We start from the raw sequence: 21,029 nt of genomic DNA on the forward strand, positions 1-21,029 counted from the left end.
CTGCCGTGGGTAGAGTCGACTGTCAGTCGACTTTCGCGCGGAGCGCGGGGTTTGCTGCATGTGGCGGAAGAGCAGCCGACTGACAGTCGGCTCTACCACGCGCCCCCGGCGCTGGGGCCCCGGCCTGCGGCCGGTTCCCGGTCCTGCCTGCGCTGCAGGCAGGACCTTCGTCCCATGCCGTGGGCCGTGGGCGGTGCCATCATCGGGGTCTGCCTTCCCGGGAACCTGTGCTCGTGAAAACCCGTCTTGCCGTTGCCCTGCTGATTGCCCTGTCCGCCCCCGCCGTGGCCCTTGCCGCGCCGCCTGCCACCGCCGCACCGGCCAGCGTGGCCACCGAATCGCCCGCCGATGCCGCCTTCCGCGCGCTGTACGAGAAGGAATGGAAGTGGCGCCAGCAGGGCGGCGGTGAGGCCAGCGAGGACGAAGACGCGCCGGCCAATGCCACCCGCATGCCCGATGTCGGCCCGGCCGCGCAGCAGGCGCGCCTGAAGGTGTGGGACGAGACCCTCGCCGCGCTGAAGAAGATCGACCCGAAGACCCTGTCGCCCGACAACCAGGTCAACTACGCGATCTACCACGACCAGGTGTTCAACCTGGCCGAAGAGACGCGCCTGCGCGGCTACGAGATGCCGTTCAACGCCGACTCCTCGTTCTGGTCCAACCTATCCTTCATGGCCCGGCGCGAGATGAAGACCGTGCAGGACTACCAGAACTACATCGCACGGCTGAACGATGTGCCGCGTTACTTCGGCCAGCAGACCGAGAACATGCGTGCCGGCCTGAAGCGTGGCTTCAGCGTGCCGCGTGCCGTGCTCGATGGCCGCGAGGTCTCCATCGCCACCGTCGCCGAGCTGATGGATCCCACCGAGTCGCCGCTGTACGCGCCGTTCAAGAAGCTGCCCACCACCATCCCGGCCGCCGAGCAGGCTAGGCTGCAGGCGCAGGCGCGTGAAGCGATCAGCGGCAAGGTGGTGCCGGCGTTCCAGCAGCTGCGCACCTTCTTCGTCAACGAGTACGTGCCGCAGGCGCGCACCACCCTGGCCGCCGAAGCGATGCCTGATGGCAAGGCGTACTACAAGCAGCAGATCCACGAATACACCACGCTGGACCTGTCGCCGGACGAGATCCATCGCATCGGCCTGGATGAAGTCGCACGCATCCAGAAGGAAATGAACGACATCATCAAGCAGGTGAAGTTCAAGGGCAGCTTCGCCGAGTTCCTGACCTTCCTGCGTACCGATCCGCAGTTCTATGCCAAGACGCCGGAAGAGCTGCTGTCGCGTGCCGCGTGGATCTCCAAGCGGGCGGACGGCCAGCTCGGCAAGTACATGACGCTGCCGCGCGCGCGCTTCACCATCGTGCCGGTGCCGCCGGATATCGCGCCGTTCTGGACCGCCGGCCGTGGTGGCATGGGCACCTACTGGCTCAATACCTACAACCTGCCGTCGCGCCCGCTGTACAACCTGCCGGCACTGACGCTGCATGAGTCCGATCCGGGCCACGCGCTGCAGGGCGCGATCGCCGCCGAACAGAAGAACCTGCCCGAGTTCCGCCGCAACGCCTACATCTCCGCCTATGGCGAAGGCTGGGCGCTGTACTGCGAGAAGCTGGGCGTGGAGATGGGCATCTACGAAACCCCGTACGAGGATTTCGGCCGCCTGACCTATGAGATGTGGCGCGCCGCGCGCCTGGTGATCGACACCGGCGTGCACAGCAAGGGCTGGACCCGCGAGCAGGCGCTGGCCTACCTGCGTGACCACACCGCGCTGAGCGAGCATGAAGTGACCACCGAAGTGGACCGCTACATCTCCTGGCCGGGCCAGGCACTGAGCTACAAGCTGGGCGAGATCGCCATCGTGCGCCTGCGCGCGCAGGCCGAGAAGGAACTGGGCGACAAGTTCGACATCAAGGGCTTCCACGACACCCTGCTCAAGCAGGGCTCGGTGCCGCTGCCGGTGCTGGAACAGCAGATCCAAGCCTACATCGCCGAGCGCAAGAAGGCCTGACCGCTACCGGGTAGTGCCGGCCGCTGGCCGGCAATCCGACCCGGTCACGGGGTCGGATCCCTTTCCCAAGGAAAGGGCTCCGACCCCCTCTCAGCTCACCCCACCGCCCGCGGCTTGGCCACTCGTGCAGCAAAGGTCGGCAGCACCAGCAGGGTCAGCACGGTGGCGGTGATCAGGCCACCGATCACCACCGTCGCCAACGGCTTCTGCACTTCCGCACCGGAACCGCTGGCAATCGCCATCGGAATGAAGCCGACGATCGCCACCAGCGCCGTGGTCAGCACCGCGCGGATGCGGCTGGAGGCACCGTTGATCGCTGCCTGCAGCGGCAGGTCACCGGCATCCAGGCGTTCGCGGATCGCCTGCATCAGCACCAGGCCGTTCAAGGTGGCCACGCCGGAGACGGCGATGAAGCCGACCGCCGCCGACACCGAGAACGGCATGCCCCGCAGCAGCAGCGCGAGGATGCCGCCGACCAGCGCCAACGGCACGCAGCTGAACACCAGAATGGCTTCCTTGCCGCTGCGCAGGGCCATGAACAGCAGGCTACCGATCAGCAGGAACACCACCGGCACTACCGTCGCCAGCCGCTTCTCCGCGCGCTGCAGGTTCTCGAACTGGCCACCCCAGGTCAGGTAGGCACCCGGCGGCAGTGCCACGTCGGCCACCGCTGCCTGCGCCTCGCCGACGAAGCCGCCCAGATCGCGACCGCGCACGTTGGCCTGCACCACCACGCGGCGGCTGCCGTTGTTGCGGCTGATCTGGTTCGGCCCTTCGCTCACCGTGATGCGCGCCACTGACGACAGCGGAATCACCAGCCCCGAAGGCGTGGCGATCGGCAGCGAGGCCAGCTGGTCCGGATCGTTGCGCGAGGCATCGTCCAGGCGCACCACCACGTTGAAGCGGCGATCACCTTCGAAGATCTTGCCGGCCGCCGTGCCGCCAATGCCGGTGGACAGTGCATCACTGACGTCTGCGGCAGTCAGGCCGTACTGCGCCGCCGCCACGTGGTCGATCGCCACGTTGAGCGTAGGCAGGCCGGAGATCTGTTCCACCCGCACGTCGGCCGCGCCGTTCACCGCACGCAGCTTCAGCGCCACCTGGTCGGCCACCTTCTGCAGCTGGCTGAAGTCATCGCCGAAGATCATCACCGCCAGGTCGGTACGCACGCCGGAAATCAGCTCGTTGAAGCGCAGTTCGATCGGCTGGCTGAACTCGAAGCTGTTGCCCAGCTGCTGCCCGGCCAGCTTTTCGAAGCGCGCCACCAGTGCGTCCTTGGCCAGCTTCGGATCGGGCCAGTCCTTGCGCGGCTTCAGCACGATCACGCTGTCGGAGATGTTGGTCGGCATCGGGTCGATGGCCGCCTCGGCGGTACCGGTACGCGAGAATACGGTTTCCACTTCCGGCTGCTTGGCGATCGCTTTCTCCAGCGCGAGCTGCATCGCCAGCGACTGCTCCAGTGAGGTCGACGGCACGCGCAGGGCCTGCATCGCCACGTTGCCTTCGTCCAGCGTCGGCATGAACTCGCGGCCCAGCAGCGAGAACGCGCCGATGCCCACCACCACCATCATCACCGCAGCTGCCAGCACCGTGCGCGGATGTGCCACGGCCTTGCGCACCACCGGTTCGATGCGCGCACGCAGCACGCGGATCAGCCTGGTCTCGTGCTCGCCATCTTCGGCATGCGTATCGCCGTCCTTTACCTTCGGCTCGCGCACCAGCAGCGCGGCCATCGCCGGCACGAAGGTGAAGGAGAACAGGAAGGCACCGACCAGGGCCAGCATGAAGGTCGCTGCCATCGGGTGGAACGTCTTGCCCTCCACACCTTCCAGCGTGAGGATCGGCGCGAACACCAGCAGGATGATCAACTGTCCGAACGCAGCTGGACGCGCCATCTTCATCGCCGAATCGGCAGCCACGCGCAGCCGCTCCATCGCGGTCAACGCACGGCCCAGTTCGGCGCGGCGCTGGCCCAGCATCAGCAGGGTCGATTCGACCACGATCACCGCACCGTCCACCAGGATGCCAAAGTCCAGCGCACCCAGGCTCATCAGGTTGCCGCTGATCCCGAAGCGGTTCATGCCGATTACTGCGAACAGGAACGACAGCGGAATCACCAGCGCGGTGATCGTCGCTGCACGCAGGTTGCCCAGCAGCAGGAACAGCACCACCACCACCAGCAGCGCGCCCTCGGTGAGGTTCCTGGCCACGGTCTTGATGGTGGAATTGACCAGCACGCTGCGGTCCAGCACCGGCGCGGCCACAATGTCGGCCGGCAGCGATTTGTTCACCTGTTCCAGGCGCGCCGCAGCGGCCTGCGCCACGGTGCGGCTGTTGCCGCCGGCAATCATCAGCGCGGTACCCAGTACGGCTTCATGGCCGTTGCGGCTGGCCGCACCCAGGCGCGGCGCGCGGCTCAGCTCGACCTCGGCCACATCGGCCACGCGCACCACCACGCCATTGCGGGTCGCCACCGGGGCCTGTGCCAGATCCTCGGTGGTCAGCGCCAGGCCATCGGCACGCACCACCAGTCCTTCGCCGGCGCGCTGCACGAAACCGGCACCGGCCTGCACGTTGGAACGCTGCAGGGCGGTGACCAGATCGGCCAGGCCGAGGCCGTGCGCGGCCAGCCGGGCGCTGTCCGGATGCACGCCATATTCCTTGACGTAGCCACCGACCGTATCGACGCCGGCCAGCCCCGGGCTGGAACGCATCTGCGGCGCGATGATCCAGTCCTGCACGGTGCGCAGGTAGGTCGCACGTTCTTCCGGCGTGCACAGCAGATTGCCTTCCGGCGTGCGGTAGACCTCGCCGGCCTGCCAGCCGGCTTCACCCGGCTTGGCCAGCTTGGCCGGATCGAACGTGGTGAAGTCCACGGTCCACATCAGCACTTCGCCGAGGCCGGTGGTAACCGGCGACAGCATCGGCGACGCGCCATCGGGCAGGTCTTCAGATGCCTCGCGCATGCGTTCGGCCACCTGCTGGCGCGCGAAGTAGATGTCGGTCGCATCGGTGAAGATCGCGGTGACCTGCGAGAAGCCATTGCGCGACAGTGAACGCGTGGTGGTCAGGCCGGGGATGCCGGCCAGCGCGGTTTCCAGCGGGTAGGTCACCTGCCGCTCGATCTGCTCCGGGGTCAGCGCCGGTGCCACCGTGTTGATCTGCACCTGGCGGTTGGTGATGTCCGGCACCGCGTCGATCGGCAGCTTGCCCAGCTGGAACAGGCCCACCGCGGCGATCAGCGCCGCCATGAACACCACCAGCCAGCGGTGGCGCACCGCTGTTTCAATGATCAGCTTGAACATGGTCGCCTCCTCAGTGGCCGTGCTCGGCTTCGCCCTTGGCCAGCTCGGCCTTGAGCAGGAAGGCGTTGCTGCCAACGATGCGCTCGCTGCCGGTCAGGCCACCGAGGATCTCGATGCGTTCACCAGCGCGACGGCCGGCCAGCACCGGCTGCGCCTTGAAGCCGCCTTCGACGGCGACGAACACCGCGCTGCTGCCATCGACGTTCTGCACTGCATCGGCCGGGACGCTGAGCGAGTCGTCCTGGCCTTCGGTGACCACCACCGCCGATACCGGCGAACCTGCCGGCGGCAACGAGGCATCCACCGGCGTGGCACGGATGACCGCGACGCCGCCCTGCTGGCGCACATCGGCGGCCGAACCGGTGACGGTGGCGGTGAAGCTGCCACCCGGCACGCTGACTTCCAGCTTCATGCCGGGCGTGACCTGCGCGGCCAGCGCCGGCGGTGCGGTGAACACCAGCTCGTTCATCGTCGGGTCGGCGACGTCGGCCACCGCGCTGCCGGCGGCGACCACGCCGCCCGGGGTGACCTGCACGTTGCCGACGATGCCGGCCACCGGGCTGGTGATGCGCACGCGACCGCTGGCATCGGGCGCACCGTTGGCGGCGGCCTGGGCCTGCGCGGCAGCAGCCTGGGCCTGTGCCGCCAGCGAACGTGCACGGGAGGCTTCCATCTCCTGGCGGGCGACCACGCCCTGGTCGACCAGCGCCTTGTCGCGGCCATAGGCCAGCCGCGCGGCTTCGGCTTCGGCCGCTGCGGCCAGCGCATTGGCGCGGAACACCGCCGCTTCGCCGCTGACCACGATCGCCAGTGCCTGGTTCTGCTTCACCGCGGTGCCCGGTGCGACCAGAACGCGTTCGACGCGGCCGGTCACGGTCGACGCCACCGAGGCGCGTGCACCGACCGACGGTTCGACCCGGCCGGACAGGCGCGTGGAGCCACCGCCACCGCGACCGATCGCGACCACTTCGATACCGGAGGCCTTGATCTGCTCCGGGGTCAGCTGCACCACGCCTTCGTCGGCGTCAGCAGGTGCCTTCGCGGTTTCTGCCTTGGCTTCCTTGCTGCCGGCGGCATGGCCGTGGCCATCGTCGGTGCCGGCCTTGGCCGCAGCGGGGTTTTCATTGGCAGGCGTCTGCGCGTTGCCGGCGCAGCCAGCCAGCAGGACGGTCAGCAGTACGCCGCCGATCAGCGGGAAAGTACGGGAGAGAGTCATGGAGCCTCCACAAAGGGTGCGCGCCCTTCCAGGCGGGCAAGATCGATTTCCGCGGCGACGCGCGACAGGCGCGCATCCACGGCGGTGCCGCGGGCGGCGATGAGGGCGCTGCGCGTGCTGCGCAGTTCCAGCTGCGAGATGCGTCCGGCGTCGAAGCCAATGCGGGCCAGGCGATACGCCTCTTCGGCGGCGACCACGCTTTCATCGGCGGCGCGGGTACGGCTGCTGGCGGCCTTCAACCCGGCCACCGCAGAGAGGCGCTCGGCCTCGCTGTCGCGGCGCTGCTGGTCCAGGCGCGCTTCGGCCGCGCGCTGGTCGGCATTGGCGGCGCGGATGCCACCGCGGTTGCGGTCGAACAGCGGGATGCTGAGGCTGACCCCGAGGTTGTAGGCACGCTCGCCGCCTTCGCGGAAGCGGGTCTGCGCGGCGGTGACACTTAGGTCGGGCAGGGCACGCTTGCGCTCCAGCTCGACCAGCTTGCCCGCCGCATCGGCTTCGGCTTCGGCGATGCGCACCGCCAGTGCCACGTCGGTGGCGCCACGCGGTAGCGGCGGCGCACGGTCGAGCAGGCTGTCGTTGATCGACTGCACCGGTGCATCCAGCAGTGCAGCACCGGCCAGGCGGGCCAGCGCGGCATCGCGGAACGCCTGCGCTTCATCCAGCGCGGCGCTGGCGTTGGCCACCTCGCTCTGCGCCTGCACCGCACGCAGCTGCGGTTCGCGGCCCTGCTTGACCAACGCGTTGACGGCGTTGGCGTCAGCGCGGGTGAGGGTCAGTGCTTCTTCGGCCAGGGTGTAGCGGCGCAGTGCACTTTCCGCCTGTGCGTAGACCACCGCCAGCTGGCTGGCCACGTCGCTGCGGCTTTGGGCACCACGCAGGTTGGCCGCCTGGGCTTCGGCCCGGGCCGCACGGACGCGCGCGCCACGCTGGCCCCAGACCTCCAGCGGCTGGGACAAGGTGAGCACGGTATCGGCCTTGCCCATGCCGCCATAGGAGCCGGTGCCCCAGGCATTTTCAGCTGAGTAGGAGAGGGAAGGGTTGGGCAATGCACGGGCCTGGTCGGCGCGCGCGTCGGCGGCCTCGGCCAGCGCCGCACCCACGCGGGTGCCGGGCAGCTGGTCCAGGCGTTCAAGCAGGGCGTCGTAGGAAGGGGCGGCTTGCGCCATCACCGATGCCGCCGGGGCCAGGCCCAGCAACACGGCGACGACCAGCCCGGCCGCGCGCGGCGACCGAGGTGTCAGGATCGACATAGGAGGATTCCGGTTGTGAGTGAAACGGGAGCCCGCAATCGCGGGACGCGCTCAACTCACGCCCGGGGGGGACGCGTCAATTCATCCTGGGCGACCGCATAGGTCGCCGCGTCGCCGGCATTCATCCAGCGCGCCGGCAGTGGCGCACCGAAGGCGGCGAGGGTACTGGCCGGCAGGCTCAGGTTGGAGTGGTGGCAGTGGTTGTGGCCACAGGCACCAACATGCTTGCCGTCGGTATCGCCATCGGCATCCGGTGCGGACTCCACGTGCACCGTGCTGGCGTGCGGTTCTACCGTGCAGGCCAGCGCGTCGGCCACCGGCACGACCACGAATGCCGCCATCAGCAGCATCATCAGGTACGTACGCAGTTGGCGGGTGATCCGGCGCATGGAAGGGAGGCTAGCAAGCGGTTTTCGCCGGATACAATATCAATGGCCGCTTCGGGAATACGTCGGAATCTCCCGTTCAGGTGGGCCGGGCGCGGGGTCGGATCCCTTTCCGCCGGAAAGGGCTCTGACCCCGACACCTTGCTGCCGGCCAGCGGCCGGCACTACCGGTCTGCAGGCAGCTTCGCGATCACCTTGATCTCGAACTGGAACCCATACAGCCAGGTCACGCCAATACCGGTCAGGGTCGGGTGCGGCGCCTCGCCCCAGTACTCGGGCACGATCGCCCAGGCCTTCTCGAAGTTCTCTTCCGGATCGACCAGAAATACAGTCACATCGATCACGTCATCGAACGTGCAGCCGGCGGCGGCCAGCACCGCATTGAGATTCTCGAACGCGCGGCGCACTTGGATTTCGAAATCCGGCTCGGGTGAGCCGTCCTCGCGGCTGCCGACCTGGCCGGAGACGAACAGGAAGCCGTTGGATCGGATCGCCGGCGAGTAGCGGTTGCGCTCGTACAGGGCCTGGCGGCCGGCGGGGAAAACGACATCACGCTGTGACATGGGGAAGATCCCGTGGGAGAGAACGCCATCCTCCGCGCCAGTGCTGTCTGGATAAACCGCGATGATCAGCCTAGATTGATTGCCAATTCCAAACAATCATGGCCCGCCATGGACCGTTTCGAGGCGATGCGGGCGTTTGCCCGGGTCGTGGAAACCGGCAGCTTCACCCGCGCCGCGCACACGCTGCAGATCAGCCGCACCACGGTCACCCAGCTGGTGCAGCAGCTGGAGGCACACCTGCGGCTGCGCCTGCTCAACCGCACCACGCGCCGGGTCAGCGTCACCGCCGACGGCGCGGCCTACTACCCGCGCATCGCCCGCCTGCTGGCCGAGCTGGAAGAAGTGGAGGGCGGGCTGGGTGACGCGGCCACCCAGCCACGCGGGCGGCTGCGCGTGGATGTGCCCGGGCCGTACGCGCGGTTGCGGCTGGTGCCGGCGTTGCCGGATTTCCAGGCGCGCTACCCGGAGATCCAGCTGGACATCGGCGTCAGCGACCGCGAGGTCGACGTCATCGCAGACAACGTCGATTGCGTGATCCGGGGTGGCACCCCGGCCGACCCGGCACTGGTGGCGCGACCGCTCGGCGCGCTGCCGATCGGTTTCCACGCCAGTCCGGGCTATGTGCAGCGCTTCGGCCTGCCGACCGACCCGCGCGCGCTGGAAGGACCCGACCACCACATGATCGGCTTCCTCAGCCCGCGCAGTGGCCGGGCGCGGGTGTTCAGCGCACAGCGCGGCGATGAGCGCGTTGAGGTGCAGGGCCGCTATACGGTCGGCTTCGATGATGGAAATGCCTATCTGGCCGCTGCGTTGGCGGGGTTGGGCGTGGTGGCGCTGCCCAGCTACATGGCCGAACCGCACGTGGCGCGCGGCGAGCTGCTGCCGGTGTTGCAGGACTGGCAGCTGCCGCCGATGCCGATGCATGTGATGTTCCCGCCGAACCGGCACATGAGCCAGCGGCTGCGGGTGTTCATCGATTGGGTGGTGGAAGCGTTGGGGTGAGTGCATCGGCCGCGTGCGAGAATCGGCGTGCACGTACTGGAGAACGCACACCCTGATGAGCCGCATCGTCGCACTGGATACCGAAACCACCGGCATCTCCCACCGCCTGGGGCACCGGGTGATCGAAATCGGTGCCGTCGAACTGATCGATGGCCAGCTCACCGGCCGCCAGTTCCACACCTACCTGCAGCCGCAGCGCAAGGTGGATTGGGGCGCACAGCGCGTGCACGGCATCAGCGATGCGATGCTGGTGGGCAAGCCGCTGTTCTCCAGCAAGGCGGCCGAACTGCTGGAGTTCCTGCGCGGCAGCGAGATGGTCGCGCACAACGCTACCTTCGATGTGGGCTTCCTGGACAACGAGCTGCGCCTGTCCGGCATCCCCGGCACGCTGGCCCAGCACTGCCGCATCACCTGCAGCCTGAAGCTTGCGCGGGGACGCTGGCCGGGTCAGGGCAACAAGCTGGATGATGTGCTGCAGCGCCTGCGCATTCCCAGCCAGCGCGGCCTGCATGGCGCGTTGAAGGATGCGCACCTGCTGGCGCAGGTGATTCCGCACCTGCGCTGAGGCCTGGCCGCTGTCACACCGGCCGCAACCATCGCTCGATCATTGCAACGCCACAGGCCACCCCGTCCTCATGGCGCATCGCCACGCCCAGGGCCGCCGCGCGTGCGCGTGTTGCGTCGGTTTCAACGAAGGTGATGGCTGCCGCCAGCGTTGCTGCGTCCAGCCGCTTCGGTGACAACGGTGCCGGTGCCACGCCCAACCGATACAGACGATCAGCCCAGAAGAACTGATCGGCGGCGAACGGCATCACCAGCGAAGGAACACCGGCGCGGCAGGCCGAATGCGTGGTGCCGCTGCCACCGTGATGGATGGCGAATGCGCAACGCGGGAACAGCGCTTCGTGTGGAGTCGGCCCCAGTACGAAGACCGAATCGGGCAAGCGCATCGCAGGCAGTCCCACCCAGCCAGGAAACAGCAGCACCCGGCGTGGCGCCAGCGCCTGCAGCAGGGCCGGCAACACGCGCTCGCGATCAAAGCCGGTCATGCTGCCGAAGCCCAGATACACCGGCGCCGAGCCGGCATCGAGGAAGGCCTGCAGATCGGCCTGGGGTATCCAGGGCGCATCGGGAAGGCGCCATTGGCCACAGACGATGTGGTCGGCCGGCCAATCCGCCGGTGGCGGCAGCAGCTGCGGCGAGATGCCATAGAGCATCGGCAGGCCGGGCCACAGCGAGCGGCGCGGCGATTGCCCCAGCTGCTTGCGGGCTGCGTTGATCGGCCGACGGAACTGGCGCCAGATCAGGCCGTTGACCAGCCCATAGCTGGCGCGGTTCAACCAGCCCGGCGAGCGTCCCGGTGGCAGGAACGGAGAGCGGAAGGCCCGCGTCGGGGTCAGCGGGATCATGCCGGTGCCGATGACCGGCAGTCCGCGGCGTTCGCCCACGCTCATGCCGACAAAGGCCGCCAGGCCACCGGTCAGAATCGCATCGCAGCCTTCGGCAGCGGCATCTGCCTGGCGCATCCAGCCGCTGACATGCTGCAGCGCCATCCGTGCCAGCCCGCTACTGGCGGCGGCAACACCGTTGCCACGCGAGACCAGCGCGACCACTTCGTCATGGATGTCACCTTCAAGAGCCGCATGGGGCACATCCAGTGCCTGCGCGCTGCCCAGGGTGCCGCCATCGGCAAGCAGTGCCACCTCGTGGCCTGCGCCGATCAGCCCATGGCAGAGCATGGCCAGCGGACGCGTATCGCCTTCGGTTCCGTAGGTCAGGGCCAGCAGCCGCATGGAAAGCTCCGCAGTGAACCGGAGCAGTATGCCGGTTGGCGGGCTCCCGGCCCTGCCGGTTCAGCCGCAGCCTGTGGGTAACTTGCGCAAGTGCTTGAACCCGTGCATAATGCGCGGCTCGCTGTGTCCGGTTTTCTACCGGGCGGCGCCCCCGGGAGCACGTCCCCGGCCGCCCAACGCCAGCGTAACCCTTTGATTCTCTTGACGTGTGGTGGGCAACCATCGAGGCCGCCGTCTCCCGGGCTACGGGCTGACAACTACTACTATCGAGGTGCGCAATGTCCCGCGTATGCCAGGTTTCCGGCAAGCGAGTGCAGACGGGTAACAACGTCTCGCACGCCAACAACAAGACCCGTCGTCGTTTCCTGCCGAATCTGCACGAGCGCCGTTTCTGGGTGGCCAGCGAGAACCGCTGGGTCAAGCTTCGTGTTTCCGCGCATGCACTGCGCACCATCGACAAGAACGGCATTGATTCCGTTCTGGCTGAGCTGCGTGCGCGCGGCGAAAAGGTCTGAGGAGTAAAGCATCATGGCAGGCAAGCGCGATAAGGTCCGTATGATTTCCTCGGCCGGTACCGGCCACTTCTACACGACCGACAAGAACAAGAAGAACACCCCGGGGAAGATGGAATTCCTGAAGTACGATCCGGTCGTGCGCAAGCACGTCCTGTACAAGGAAGGCAAGATCAAGTAATCCGCAAGGATTGCTGGTCCCCGCGAAGAAACCCGCCCTTGTGGCGGGTTTTTTCATGCCCGATGTTCCCGTGGTGGGTGCCTGTGGGTGCCGGCCGTTGGTCGGCACACTCCCTCCACCCCCCGGTAGGTGCCAACTTTGGTTGGCACGCTGTCCCCGTGCTCGGTAGGTGTCGACCTTGGTCGACACGCGGTCCCCGCCCCCGGTAGGTGCCAACCTTGGTTGGCACGCTGCTTCAACGCAGTCGAGCGCGGCTCGACTCTACAAAGGCCGGTGGGCAGAATGGCCCATCACCTCCCGACGGGCGACACGATGCTGTTCGAGTGGTTGCTGGGTTCCTACCTGCTGCTGATCGACTGGCTGATCCGGCTGGTCGCGCTGTGCTGGATTCCCACCCGCACCACGCCCGGCGCGGCGCGCAGCTGGCTGCTGCTGGTCGGCTTCGTACCGCTGCTGGGCCTGCCGCTGTACCTGCTGTTCGGCCACCCGTGGCTGTCGCGCGAGCGCATCCGCCGCCAGGCCGAGGCCTCGCAGGTGATCCGCGAGGAGCAGGCGCTGCAGCATCGCCTGCGCTGGACCCCACAGCCCGACACCGCCAGCGCCGAGATCGTGCCGTTGGTGCAGCGCCAGGGCGATTTCATGCCGGTACACGGCAACGCCGTCGATCTGCTGACCGACTACGACGAGTCGCTGCACACGCTGATCGCCGACATCGACCAGGCCGAAGACCGCGTGCACCTGCTGTACTACCTGATGTTCGACGACGCGGTCGGCGAGGCCATTGTCGAGGCCTTGCAGCGTGCCGCCGCGCGTGGCGTGCAGTGCCGCGTGCTGCTCGATGCGGTGGGCGCCAAGCGTGGCCTGCGCGCCTATCGCAAGCGCCTGCAGGCGCGCGACATCGAAGTGCGCGCGATGCTGCCCGGTGGCCTGCGCTGGCGTCGCAGCGGACGCATGGACCTGCGCAACCACCGCAAGATCGCGGTGATCGACAACGAAGTGGCCTATGTCGGTTCGCAGAACCTGGCGGGCCCGCAGTTCGTGCCGGGCCACCCGAACCGCGAACTGGTGGCGCGCGTCCGCGGCCCGGCGGTGGCGCACCTGGAAGCCGTATTCGCCAGCGACTGGTACATGGAGACCGGCCAGCGCCTGGATGTGATCACCGATGTGCCCGAATGCGGCGACGACATCGCCACCCAGCTGCTGCCCAGCGGCCCGGCCTACCCGTACAGCAACGCGCGCGACGCGGTAGCCGCGCTGATCCACCTGGCGCGACGCCGGCTGGTGATGGTCACCCCGTACTTCGTGCCTGACGAAGCCACACTGAGTGCGCTGCGTATCGCCGCATTGTCCGGCGTGCAGGTGCAGCTGATCCTGTCTGCCAGCAACAACCAGCGGCTGACGTCGTGGGCGCAGGAGGCCTACTACGATGAACTGCTGCGCTGTGGCGTGCGCATCGCGCTGTACGAGCCGCAGTTCCTGCACGCCAAGCACATGAGCGTGGATGAGGACATCGCCGTGCTCGGCTCCATCAACATGGATATCCGCTCGTTCGCGCTGAATGCCGAGATCGGCCTGATCTGCTACGACCGCGCGCTGGTCCAGCAGCTGTGCGCGATCGAGGACGGCTACCTGCGCGAGTCGCGGCAGCTGGACCTGCAGCAGTGGCGCAGCCGTCCCACGTGGCGGCGCAGCCGCGAAGGTATTGCACGGCTGGCCGATGCGTTGATGTGAAGCAATGCCGGCCGCCCATTCCGGCAATCCGGCCCGTCATCGCCGATGGCCTACAATCGGCACATGACTGATTCACCGCGTAATGGCGAACTGGACCTGGCAATCATCGGTGGTGGTGCGGCCGGGGTGCTGGTGGCGATCCAGGTGTTGCGCCAGGCCAAGGCGCCGCTGGCGCTGGCCATCTTCGAACCCGCCTCGCAGCTGGCGCAGGGCATCGCCTATGCCACGCCATGGCCGGAGCATCTGCTGAACGTGCCGGCGGCGAAGATGAGTGCGTTTGCCGACCAGCCCGGCGATTTCCTCGACTACCTGATGGCCGCCAATGCCTACCCGGGCGAGGCGCGCGAGGTGCTGGGCGAGCGCTATGTGTGCCGCCACTACTTTGCTGCCTACCTGCAGCAGCGCCTGCAGGAGGCCGCTGCGACCAGCCCGGCACAGCTGCAAGTGATCGCGCAGCCGGTGCTGGGCCTGCAGCCGGATGACCATGGCTACCAGCTGACACTCGGCGATGGCAGCACGCTGCACGCCGCGCAGGCGGTGCTGGCCACCGGCAACAGCATGCGGCCGCTGCCGGTGGCCGGTGCCGAGGCACTGCCCGCCGATGACGTGATCGAGGCCTGGGACTACGACGGCGTACGCACCCTGGCCGGCGAGCAGGCCGTGGCCATCGTAGGCTCCGGCCTGAGCATGGCCGACACCGTGTTGGCATTGGTCGCCGCCGGCCACACCGGCCCGCTGCATGTGATCTCGCGCCACGGCCTGCTGCCGTTGCCGCATGCGCATGGTGGCCTGCCCAGGTTCGACCCGGCCACGCTGCTGCCGATGAACCTGCGCCAGCGCCTGCGCGCGTTGCGTGGGTTCGCACGCCAGGCACAGGCCGACGGCCTGCCGTGGCAGGGCGTGATGGACCGCATCCGTCCGCACGGGCAGGCGCTGTGGTGCAGCCTCGACGCGGCCGACCAGCGCCGCTTCCTGCGCCATGTGGTGCGCTACTGGGACGTGCATCGCCACCGCATCGCCGAAGAGGTCGACGCACAGCTGCAGGCGCTGATCGAAAGCGGCCAACTGCGTGTTCACCGGTCCCGCCTGCAACGCGTCGGCCGCGAAGGCGATGCCCTGCGGCTGTCGGGTCGCGATGCCACCGGCAATGAACAGCAGTGGACGATCAGCGGCGTGATCAACGCTACCGGCGTGGAAACCCGCGCCAGTGCGCTGCGCAACCTGCTGCTGCAGCAGCTGCAGGCCGATGGCCTGGCCCGCCCCGGCCCGCATGGGCTGGGCCTGGACAGCACGGTGCCGGGCGATCGCCTGTGTGCCGCCGGTGGCCAACCGCAGGCGCGGCTGGGCGTGCTCGGCAGCCTGCGCATCGGCAGCCTGTGGGAAAGTCTGGCGGTGCCTGAACTGCGTCAGCAGGCGCAGGCACTGGCCACCCAGGTGGTCGCAGGAGCCGCGACGGCGATGCCGTAAAATGGGGGCATGGATGTCTCCCACCTGCTTGATGGCCTGAACCCGGCCCAGCGCGAAGCCGTCTCCGCTCCCCCCGGCCACCACCTGGTGCTGGCCGGTGCCGGTTCCGGCAAGACCCGCGTACTCACCCACCGCATCGCCTGGCTGCATGAAGTCGAAGGCGTGCCGACCCACGGCATTTTCGCGGTGACCTTCACCAACAAGGCGGCCGGCGAAATGCGCCACCGCATCGACGCCCAGCTGCCCAACGGCAGCCGTGGCATGTGGATCGGTACCTTCCACGGCCTGGCCAACCGCCTGCTGCGCCTGCACTGGCAGGACGCGAAGCTGCCTGAAGGCTTCCAGGTGATGGACTCGGACGACCAGCTGCGGCTGGTCAAGCGCGTGGTGCAGGCGCTGGAGCTGGACGACGGCAAGTACCCGGCCAAGCAGATCGCGTGGTGGATCAACGCGCAGAAGGACGAGGGCCGTCGCCCGCAGCACATCCAGCCCGAGCCGCATGATGCGTGGCTGGAAACCATGCGCCAGGCCTATATCGAATACCAGGCACGCTGCGACCGCGCCGGCCTGGTCGACTTCGCCGAGCTGCTGCTGCGCGCGCATGAACTGCTGCGCGACAACCCGGCGCTGCTGTCGCACTACCGTGCCCGCTTCCGCGAGATCCTGGTGGACGAGTTCCAGGATACCAATGCCATCCAGTACGCCTTCGTGCGCGTGCTGGCCGGCGATTCCGGCCACGTGTTCGTGGTCGGCGACGATGACCAGGCCATCTACGGCTGGCGCGGCGCCAAGGTCGAGAACGTGCAGGGCTTCCTGCGTGATTTCCCAGGTGCGCAGACCATCCGCCTGGAACAGAACTATCGCTCCACTGCCAACATCCTCGGCGCTGCCAATGCGGTGATCGCGCACAACCCGGATCGCATCGGCAAGCAGCTGTGGACCGACAGTGGCGACGGAGAACCGATCGACCTGTACGCGGCGTACAACGAGATGGACGAGGCGCGCTACATCGTCGAGCGTGCCCGCCAGTGGGTACGCGATGGTGGCAGCTACACCGAAGTGGCCGTGCTCTACCGCAGCAACGCACAGTCGCGCGCGCTTGAAGAGGCGCTGCTGAGCGAACAGGTGCCCTATCGCGTGTACGGCGGCATGCGCTTCTTCGAACGGGCCGAAATCAAGGACGCGCTGGCTTACCTGCGCCTGCTGTCCAACCGCAACGATGACGCCGCCTTCGAGCGCGCGGTCAACACGCCTACCCGGGGCATCGGCGACCGCACGCTGGACGAAGTGCGCCGCGAGGCGCGCGCGCAGGGCATCTCGCTGTGGGAAGCAACGATGCTGGTCACCCAGGGCAACGCGCTGGCCGCACGCGCGCGCAATGCACTGGCCGGCTTCCTGGGGCTGGTCAACGAGCTGCAGGCGCAGACCGTGCACATGACCCTCGCCGAGCGCGTGGACCACGTGCTGGCCCGCTCGCAGCTGCGCGAGCACTGGAGCAAGGAAAGCCGCAATTCGCTGGATTCGGAATCGCGCACCGACAACCTCGACGAACTGGTCTCGGTCGCTTCGCGCTTCGTGCGCCGCGCCGACGACATCGAGGAAGTGGGCGAGGACATGGACGAGCTGGTCGCGTTCCTGGCCTACGCCGCGCTGGAGGCCGGTGAAGGCCAGGCGCAGGCCGGCGAGGACGGCGTGCAGCTGATGACCCTGCATTCGGCCAAGGGCCTGGAATTCCCGCTGGTGTTCCTGGCGGGCATGGAAGACGGCCTGTTCCCCAGCGCACGTTCGCTGGAGGAAAGCGGGCGGCTGGAGGAAGAGCGCCGCCTGGCCTACGTCGGCATCACCCGCGCGCGCCAGAAGCTGGTGCTGAGCTATGCCGAGTCGCGCCGCATCCACGGCCAGGACAACTACAGCCTGCCGTCGCGCTTCCTGCGCGAGATCCCGCGCGAACTGCTGCACGAAGTGCGCCCGAAGGTACAGGTCTCGCGGCCGGCCTCGATGGGTGCCAGCCGGGTGATGGGCCATGCCTCGATCGAGGCGCCGCCGGTCAAGCTCGGCGCGCTGGTCACCCATCCCAAGTTCGGCGAAGGCATGGTGACCGACTACGAAGGCAGCGGCGCCCACGCCCGCGTGCAGGTCGAGTTTGCCGACGCCGGCAGCAAGTGGCTGGTGATGGCCTACGCCAACCTGACGGTGATCTGATCACCGTCGGGGGGCGGGATCCCTGTAGAGCCGAGCCATGCTCGGCTGCTGTTGGCGGGGAAGAACAGCCGAGCATAGGCCCGGCTCTACAAAAGCGGTTGGACGTTACACGTATGGGGTCAGAGCCCCTTTCCGTTGGAAAAGGGATCCGACCCCGATACGCTGCAGCCATGACCCGCAACGTGCTCTTCCTCTGCAGCCAGAACCGCCTGCGCAGCCCGACGGCCGAGCAAGTGTTCGCCGAGTGGCCGGGCATCGAAACCGCATCGGCCGGGCTGCTGGCCGATGCCGAGGAAGTGCTCAGCCCCGAGCTGCTGCAGTGGGCCGATATCGTGTTCGTGATGGAGCGTGCTCACCGCAACCGGCTGTCCAGCCGCTACAAGCCGTGGCTGAAGGACAAGCGGGTGATCTGCCTGGATATCCCGGATGACTACGACTACATGGACCCGGTGCTGGTGGAGTTGCTGAAGCGCAAGGTGGCGCCGTTCCTGCGTTGAGCGTTGGTGGTGTAGAGCCGAGCCCATGCTCGGCTGCTTCTGGCGGGAAAGGCAGCCGAACATGGCTCGGGTCTACCAGAAAGACAGAGCGTCAGTCCTGCGCCTTTGAACCGGCCGTCGCATCCTGTTCGGACATCGACTGCTGCAGGCTGCTGGTGAAACTCTTTACCGCGCGCTCCAGTGCGATTTCCCAGTTCTCGCGTGATGGCACCTGGAAGATGTTCGCGCCATGCCCGGTGGCGGTGAAGGTACGGGTCTGGCCTTCCTTCCGCGCAACGACCTGCACCGAAATGTCGGCCAGCATCTGTTGTGTGGATGACACCATCCGGAAGAAGTTCGCCGGCATCTTGACCGAGAAATCGGTGAGCGAGGCCTCCAGTTGCGTACATGAGGTTTCGCACTGATCGGCGGTGCGATAGCCCATGTTTCGCAATGCCTGGATCATGATTGCGCGTGTCTTGTCCGCCGCTGTGGTGGACTCGATGGAGACAAGGACGCCGTTGCCTTGACGAACCACCCCGGCAATGTTCTTCGCACGGTCGGCTGCCGCAACTTCCGGGTAATAGACCGGACGGACGTCGCGCACCGGCCCCACCACCACTACCGGACCCTCTTCGGGATTCACCCGGATATCGGGCACGTTCACGCGCACCACTTCGGTGCGGATGCCGCAGCCGGTGAGGAGCAGCAGCAGCGAAAGACCAATGATCGACTTCATGTATTCCCCCTGTTGGAATGGTGTCCTTGCGACGCGCATTATCGCGTGGCTCGCAGGCAGCGGGAGTGGCGTTGGTCACAGCGGGGCAGCCGAGCATAGGCGTGGCTCTACTGGGACGAGCAAAATGCAGTCGAGCATGGCTATGCCGGTCGTCCTGACCGGCACCCTTTGGGCGGTCGCAAGCGACGTTGGCAGCGGCTCCTGCCGCTCCCTTCGACTCTACAATGGGGCCTGACATCCTCCAGGAACGCCCCCATGACCGAACCCACGCTGCACGTCACCGTGAAGTTGAACGCCCGGCTGCAGCCGGAGCATCGCCACGAACTGTTCGAAGATCCGCTCGATGCGCTGCTGCAGGCGGCCCAGGTGGGCGAGCTGACTGGCGGCGGCACCGCGATGTCCGATCTCGGCGAGGTCGAATACGGTGATATCGAAGTTACCCTGGTCGATGCGGCCGGCGTGCCGAAGCTGATCGACCTGCTGGAACAGCTGGGTGCACCGAAGGGTTCGCAGCTGCAGGGCGCGGGTGAAGCCGACCGCAGCTTCGGCGTGACCGAGGGGCTGGGCATCTACCTGGATGGCCTGAACCTGCCGGACGAAGTCTACGAGCAGTGCGATTCCAACCACGTGTTCGAACAGCTGTCGGAGAACATCGACGGCCTGGGCGAGATCTGCAGCTGGTGGCAGGGCCCGACCGAAACCGCGCTGTACATGTACGGCGGATCGTTCGAAGCGATGCGTGATGCGATTGCCGGATTCGTGGGCAGCTATCCGCTGTGCCAGAACGCACGCGTGGTGCAGATCGCCTGAAGGTAGGGGCGCTGTAGAGTCGAGCAAGCTCGACTCTACGGCAGCAGGTTATCGGCCGGCTGACTGCCGGGCGTTGTCGCGCAGCGCCATGTCCTTGCCGATCTGGTAGCCGCCGAACAGCACCGCCAAGGCGATGATCGCGGCGACCATGATGGACTTCTGGGAACTCCAGACGGGCGGCTTGTTGTCCTGCATGTCGGTCGTCCTTGGGCGCGGCAGTGCGCCGCCCGCCGAGCATGCGCCGCCCGACCGGTGCGTGCAAGCGGGCGGTGCGCACACGCCAATGCGCGGCGCCGGATTGATTCTGCTCAAGGCACGGCCTGCACATCCGGTGTGCAATGGTGTCGTTCCCATCTGGCAGATCGCTACGGAGCCCCACCATGTACAAGCGCATCCTGATTGCCACCGACGGATCCGAGCTGGCCGACAAGGGCCTGGCCAAGGGCCTGGAGCTGGCCAAGGACCTCAATGCCGAGGTCGATATCGTGACTGTTTCCGAGCCATGGGCCGTCGGCATGTACGATGCCATGGGCTGGAGCGTGGGCTACATGAACAGCCCCGAGTACAAGGCCGACCGCGAGGAAGGTGCGCAGAAGGTGCTGCAGCCGGCGCTGGCCAAGGCGGCCGAGCAGGGCATCACCGCCAATCCGGTGCACGTGCTGGACCGCTACGCGGCTGACGGCATCATCGAGACCGCCGGCGAGCGCAACAGCGACCTGATCGTGATGACCTCGCACGGCCGCCGTGGCGTGACCCGCGTGCTGCTGGGCAGCCAGACCGCCGAAGTGCTGGCACGCAGCACGCTGCCGGTGCTGGTCATCCGCTGATCCACACCACTGATTCAAGCGTTCCCGGGGAGGGGACCCGACGCCGGCCGCAGGATGCGCGCCGGCGTTGTTTTTTGTCGGGGATCGGGGGGCGGATCCACGCATGGCGTGGATCTACTGATAGGCGGTCACCCACGCATGGCGTGGATCCACGTTCGTTGTCCCGGTAGATCCACGCCATGCGTGGATGGGCCGTGCCGATGGCCTTGAGGGGTCAGAGCCCTTTCCTGTGGAGAGGGATCCGACCCCGGTCACATCACCAGCTGTACAGCTTCCAGTACACCGGCGACACACCGTCCTTGTCGTTGTCGAAACGGCCATCGCCGTTCTTGTCGTACATGTAGAACGGAGCACCGCGCGATGGCGTCACCTTGACCATGCGCAGCTGGCCGGACACACGGTATTCCTCGATGACATCGCCGTTGTCCATGGTGCGCTTGGAGACATCGGCGCCCTTGACGTCCACCGGGGGAGCACCTGCGCCACCCATGCTGGCGCAGCCAGCGAGCAGGAGCAGGGAAGCCAGCATCAGGGTCTTCATCGGCGGGGGCCTTTGCCTGGAG

General features: G+C 67.4%; 20 protein-coding genes. 11 read left to right on the forward strand and 9 right to left on the reverse strand.

The annotated features are described in order from the left end of the window. Positions 1-233 precede the first annotated feature (233 nt). On the forward strand, positions 234-2,006 hold the full coding sequence (locus tag AC5P5X_RS12205) for a DUF885 domain-containing protein (protein ID WP_111173864.1): 1,773 nt from the start codon (positions 234-236) through the stop codon (positions 2,004-2,006). 95 nt (positions 2,007-2,101) lie between these two features. Here the strand turns inward: AC5P5X_RS12205 and AC5P5X_RS12210 are convergent, their stop codons facing one another. From AC5P5X_RS12210 to AC5P5X_RS12230, 5 genes are all read right to left on the reverse strand, one after another. Next, positions 2,102-5,311 carry an efflux RND transporter permease subunit gene (locus AC5P5X_RS12210; protein ID WP_109337379.1) on the reverse strand — a complete coding sequence of 1,070 codons (3,210 nt, stop codon included), beginning with the start codon at positions 5,309-5,311 and terminating at the stop codon, positions 2,102-2,104. A gap of 10 nt (positions 5,312-5,321) precedes the next feature. Further along, positions 5,322-6,527, reverse strand: coding sequence for an efflux RND transporter periplasmic adaptor subunit (locus AC5P5X_RS12215; protein WP_062605319.1), 1,206 nt, complete (start codon positions 6,525-6,527; stop codon positions 5,322-5,324). Further along, on the reverse strand, positions 6,524-7,777 hold the full coding sequence (locus AC5P5X_RS12220; protein ID WP_005414903.1) for a TolC family protein: 1,254 nt from the start codon (positions 7,775-7,777) through the stop codon (positions 6,524-6,526). The genes AC5P5X_RS12215 and AC5P5X_RS12220 overlap by 4 nt, the downstream gene beginning before the upstream one ends. Positions 7,778-7,833: 56 nt before the next feature. After that, on the reverse strand, positions 7,834-8,166 hold the full coding sequence (locus AC5P5X_RS12225; protein WP_005414902.1) for a hypothetical protein: 333 nt from the start codon (positions 8,164-8,166) through the stop codon (positions 7,834-7,836). Positions 8,167-8,327: 161 nt separating this feature from the next. After that, positions 8,328-8,726, reverse strand: coding sequence for a RidA family protein (locus AC5P5X_RS12230; RefSeq protein ID WP_043034426.1), 399 nt, complete (start codon positions 8,724-8,726; stop codon positions 8,328-8,330). 108 nt (positions 8,727-8,834) lie between these two features. On the opposite strand from AC5P5X_RS12230, the gene AC5P5X_RS12235 reads away from it, so the two are divergent. Both AC5P5X_RS12235 and dnaQ read left to right on the forward strand, forming a co-directional pair. After that, positions 8,835-9,728: a LysR family transcriptional regulator gene (locus tag AC5P5X_RS12235; RefSeq protein WP_099497364.1), complete on the forward strand. Its 894-nt coding sequence runs from the start codon at positions 8,835-8,837 to the stop codon at positions 9,726-9,728. A 55-nt stretch (positions 9,729-9,783) separates the two neighbouring features. Next, positions 9,784-10,293 (forward strand): DNA polymerase III subunit epsilon, encoded by a 510-nt coding sequence (gene dnaQ, locus AC5P5X_RS12240; protein WP_005411640.1) that lies wholly within the window; start codon positions 9,784-9,786, stop codon positions 10,291-10,293. A gap of 13 nt (positions 10,294-10,306) precedes the next feature. Here dnaQ and AC5P5X_RS12245 read toward each other — a convergent pair whose 3' ends face one another. Beyond that, positions 10,307-11,521: a nucleotide disphospho-sugar-binding domain-containing protein gene (locus AC5P5X_RS12245; protein WP_111189040.1), complete on the reverse strand. Its 1,215-nt coding sequence runs from the start codon at positions 11,519-11,521 to the stop codon at positions 10,307-10,309. Positions 11,522-11,799: 278 nt separating this feature from the next. On the opposite strand from AC5P5X_RS12245, the gene rpmB reads away from it, so the two are divergent. The 6 genes from rpmB to AC5P5X_RS12275 all read left to right on the forward strand — a co-directional run bounded on the left by rpmB (position 11,800) and on the right by AC5P5X_RS12275 (position 18,111). After that, positions 11,800-12,036, forward strand: a complete 237-nt coding sequence (rpmB, locus tag AC5P5X_RS12250; RefSeq protein ID WP_005411638.1) for a 50S ribosomal protein L28 — start codon at positions 11,800-11,802, stop codon at positions 12,034-12,036. Positions 12,037-12,046: 10 nt separating this feature from the next. Beyond that, positions 12,047-12,214, forward strand: coding sequence for a 50S ribosomal protein L33 (gene rpmG, locus AC5P5X_RS12255; RefSeq protein ID WP_169411268.1), 168 nt, complete (start codon positions 12,047-12,049; stop codon positions 12,212-12,214). A gap of 312 nt (positions 12,215-12,526) precedes the next feature. Continuing rightward, on the forward strand, positions 12,527-13,945 hold the full coding sequence (cls, locus tag AC5P5X_RS12260; protein WP_005414897.1) for a cardiolipin synthase: 1,419 nt from the start codon (positions 12,527-12,529) through the stop codon (positions 13,943-13,945). 45 nt (positions 13,946-13,990) lie between these two features. After that, entirely contained in the window at positions 13,991-15,412 is a 1,422-nt protein-coding gene (locus AC5P5X_RS12265) for an FAD/NAD(P)-binding protein (protein ID WP_111189041.1), read from the forward strand. Positions 15,413-15,421: 9 nt separating this feature from the next. Then, positions 15,422-17,614: a DNA helicase II gene (gene uvrD / locus AC5P5X_RS12270; protein WP_012481620.1), complete on the forward strand. Its 2,193-nt coding sequence runs from the start codon at positions 15,422-15,424 to the stop codon at positions 17,612-17,614. A 170-nt stretch (positions 17,615-17,784) separates the two neighbouring features. After that, a complete protein-coding gene (locus AC5P5X_RS12275) occupies positions 17,785-18,111 on the forward strand; it encodes a low molecular weight protein tyrosine phosphatase family protein (RefSeq protein WP_049396047.1) in 327 nt (108 codons plus the stop codon). 91 nt (positions 18,112-18,202) lie between these two features. Here the strand turns inward: AC5P5X_RS12275 and AC5P5X_RS12280 are convergent, their stop codons facing one another. Continuing rightward, complete coding sequence (locus AC5P5X_RS12280) at positions 18,203-18,829, reverse strand: hypothetical protein (protein ID WP_024957802.1); 627 nt, start codon at positions 18,827-18,829, stop codon at positions 18,203-18,205. Positions 18,830-19,084: 255 nt separating this feature from the next. Here AC5P5X_RS12280 and AC5P5X_RS12285 point away from each other — a divergent pair, with 255 nt between their 5' ends. Beyond that, positions 19,085-19,639 carry a hypothetical protein gene (locus AC5P5X_RS12285; RefSeq protein WP_111189042.1) on the forward strand — a complete coding sequence of 185 codons (555 nt, stop codon included), beginning with the start codon at positions 19,085-19,087 and terminating at the stop codon, positions 19,637-19,639. Between the two features lie 48 nt (positions 19,640-19,687). Here AC5P5X_RS12285 and AC5P5X_RS12290 read toward each other — a convergent pair whose 3' ends face one another. Then, a complete protein-coding gene (locus AC5P5X_RS12290; RefSeq protein WP_005411630.1) occupies positions 19,688-19,834 on the reverse strand; it encodes a hypothetical protein in 147 nt (48 codons plus the stop codon). Positions 19,835-20,019: 185 nt separating this feature from the next. Between AC5P5X_RS12290 and AC5P5X_RS12295 the strand changes: the two genes are divergently transcribed. Next, positions 20,020-20,466 (forward strand): universal stress protein, encoded by a 447-nt coding sequence (locus AC5P5X_RS12295; protein ID WP_005411629.1) that lies wholly within the window; start codon positions 20,020-20,022, stop codon positions 20,464-20,466. 256 nt (positions 20,467-20,722) lie between these two features. On the opposite strand, the gene AC5P5X_RS12300 is transcribed toward AC5P5X_RS12295, so the two are convergent. Beyond that, positions 20,723-21,007, reverse strand: a complete 285-nt coding sequence (locus tag AC5P5X_RS12300) for a DUF2782 domain-containing protein (RefSeq protein WP_005411628.1) — start codon at positions 21,005-21,007, stop codon at positions 20,723-20,725. Positions 21,008-21,029: the final 22 nt, after the last annotated feature.

Source organism: Stenotrophomonas sp. YJH_SMC_91, from assembly GCF_059368495.1.

What these genes read in the sequence shown, in the direction of transcription:
- AC5P5X_RS12210 (WP_109337379.1), bottom strand. Translation starts at nt 5,311, where the DNA reads ATGTTCAAGCTGATCATTGAAACAGCGGTGCGCCACCGCTGGCTGGTG.
- AC5P5X_RS12215 (WP_062605319.1), bottom strand. Translation starts at nt 6,527, where the DNA reads ATGACTCTCTCCCGTACTTTCCCGCTGATCGGCGGCGTACTGCTGACC.
- AC5P5X_RS12220 (WP_005414903.1), bottom strand. Translation starts at nt 7,777, where the DNA reads ATGTCGATCCTGACACCTCGGTCGCCGCGCGCGGCCGGGCTGGTCGTC.
- AC5P5X_RS12225 (WP_005414902.1), bottom strand. Translation starts at nt 8,166, where the DNA reads ATGCGCCGGATCACCCGCCAACTGCGTACGTACCTGATGATGCTGCTG.
- AC5P5X_RS12230 (WP_043034426.1), bottom strand. Translation starts at nt 8,726, where the DNA reads ATGTCACAGCGTGATGTCGTTTTCCCCGCCGGCCGCCAGGCCCTGTAC.
- AC5P5X_RS12235 (WP_099497364.1), top strand. Translation starts at nt 8,835, where the DNA reads ATGGACCGTTTCGAGGCGATGCGGGCGTTTGCCCGGGTCGTGGAAACC.
- dnaQ (WP_005411640.1), top strand. Translation starts at nt 9,784, where the DNA reads ATGAGCCGCATCGTCGCACTGGATACCGAAACCACCGGCATCTCCCAC.
- AC5P5X_RS12245 (WP_111189040.1), bottom strand. Translation starts at nt 11,521, where the DNA reads ATGCGGCTGCTGGCCCTGACCTACGGAACCGAAGGCGATACGCGTCCG.
- rpmB (WP_005411638.1), top strand. Translation starts at nt 11,800, where the DNA reads ATGTCCCGCGTATGCCAGGTTTCCGGCAAGCGAGTGCAGACGGGTAAC.
- cls (WP_005414897.1), top strand. Translation starts at nt 12,527, where the DNA reads ATGCTGTTCGAGTGGTTGCTGGGTTCCTACCTGCTGCTGATCGACTGG.
- AC5P5X_RS12265 (WP_111189041.1), top strand. Translation starts at nt 13,991, where the DNA reads ATGGCCTACAATCGGCACATGACTGATTCACCGCGTAATGGCGAACTG.
- uvrD (WP_012481620.1), top strand. Translation starts at nt 15,422, where the DNA reads ATGGATGTCTCCCACCTGCTTGATGGCCTGAACCCGGCCCAGCGCGAA.
- AC5P5X_RS12275 (WP_049396047.1), top strand. Translation starts at nt 17,785, where the DNA reads ATGACCCGCAACGTGCTCTTCCTCTGCAGCCAGAACCGCCTGCGCAGC.
- AC5P5X_RS12280 (WP_024957802.1), bottom strand. Translation starts at nt 18,829, where the DNA reads ATGAAGTCGATCATTGGTCTTTCGCTGCTGCTGCTCCTCACCGGCTGC.
- AC5P5X_RS12285 (WP_111189042.1), top strand. Translation starts at nt 19,085, where the DNA reads ATGACCGAACCCACGCTGCACGTCACCGTGAAGTTGAACGCCCGGCTG.
- AC5P5X_RS12290 (WP_005411630.1), bottom strand. Translation starts at nt 19,834, where the DNA reads ATGCAGGACAACAAGCCGCCCGTCTGGAGTTCCCAGAAGTCCATCATG.
- AC5P5X_RS12295 (WP_005411629.1), top strand. Translation starts at nt 20,020, where the DNA reads ATGTACAAGCGCATCCTGATTGCCACCGACGGATCCGAGCTGGCCGAC.
- AC5P5X_RS12300 (WP_005411628.1), bottom strand. Translation starts at nt 21,007, where the DNA reads ATGAAGACCCTGATGCTGGCTTCCCTGCTCCTGCTCGCTGGCTGCGCC.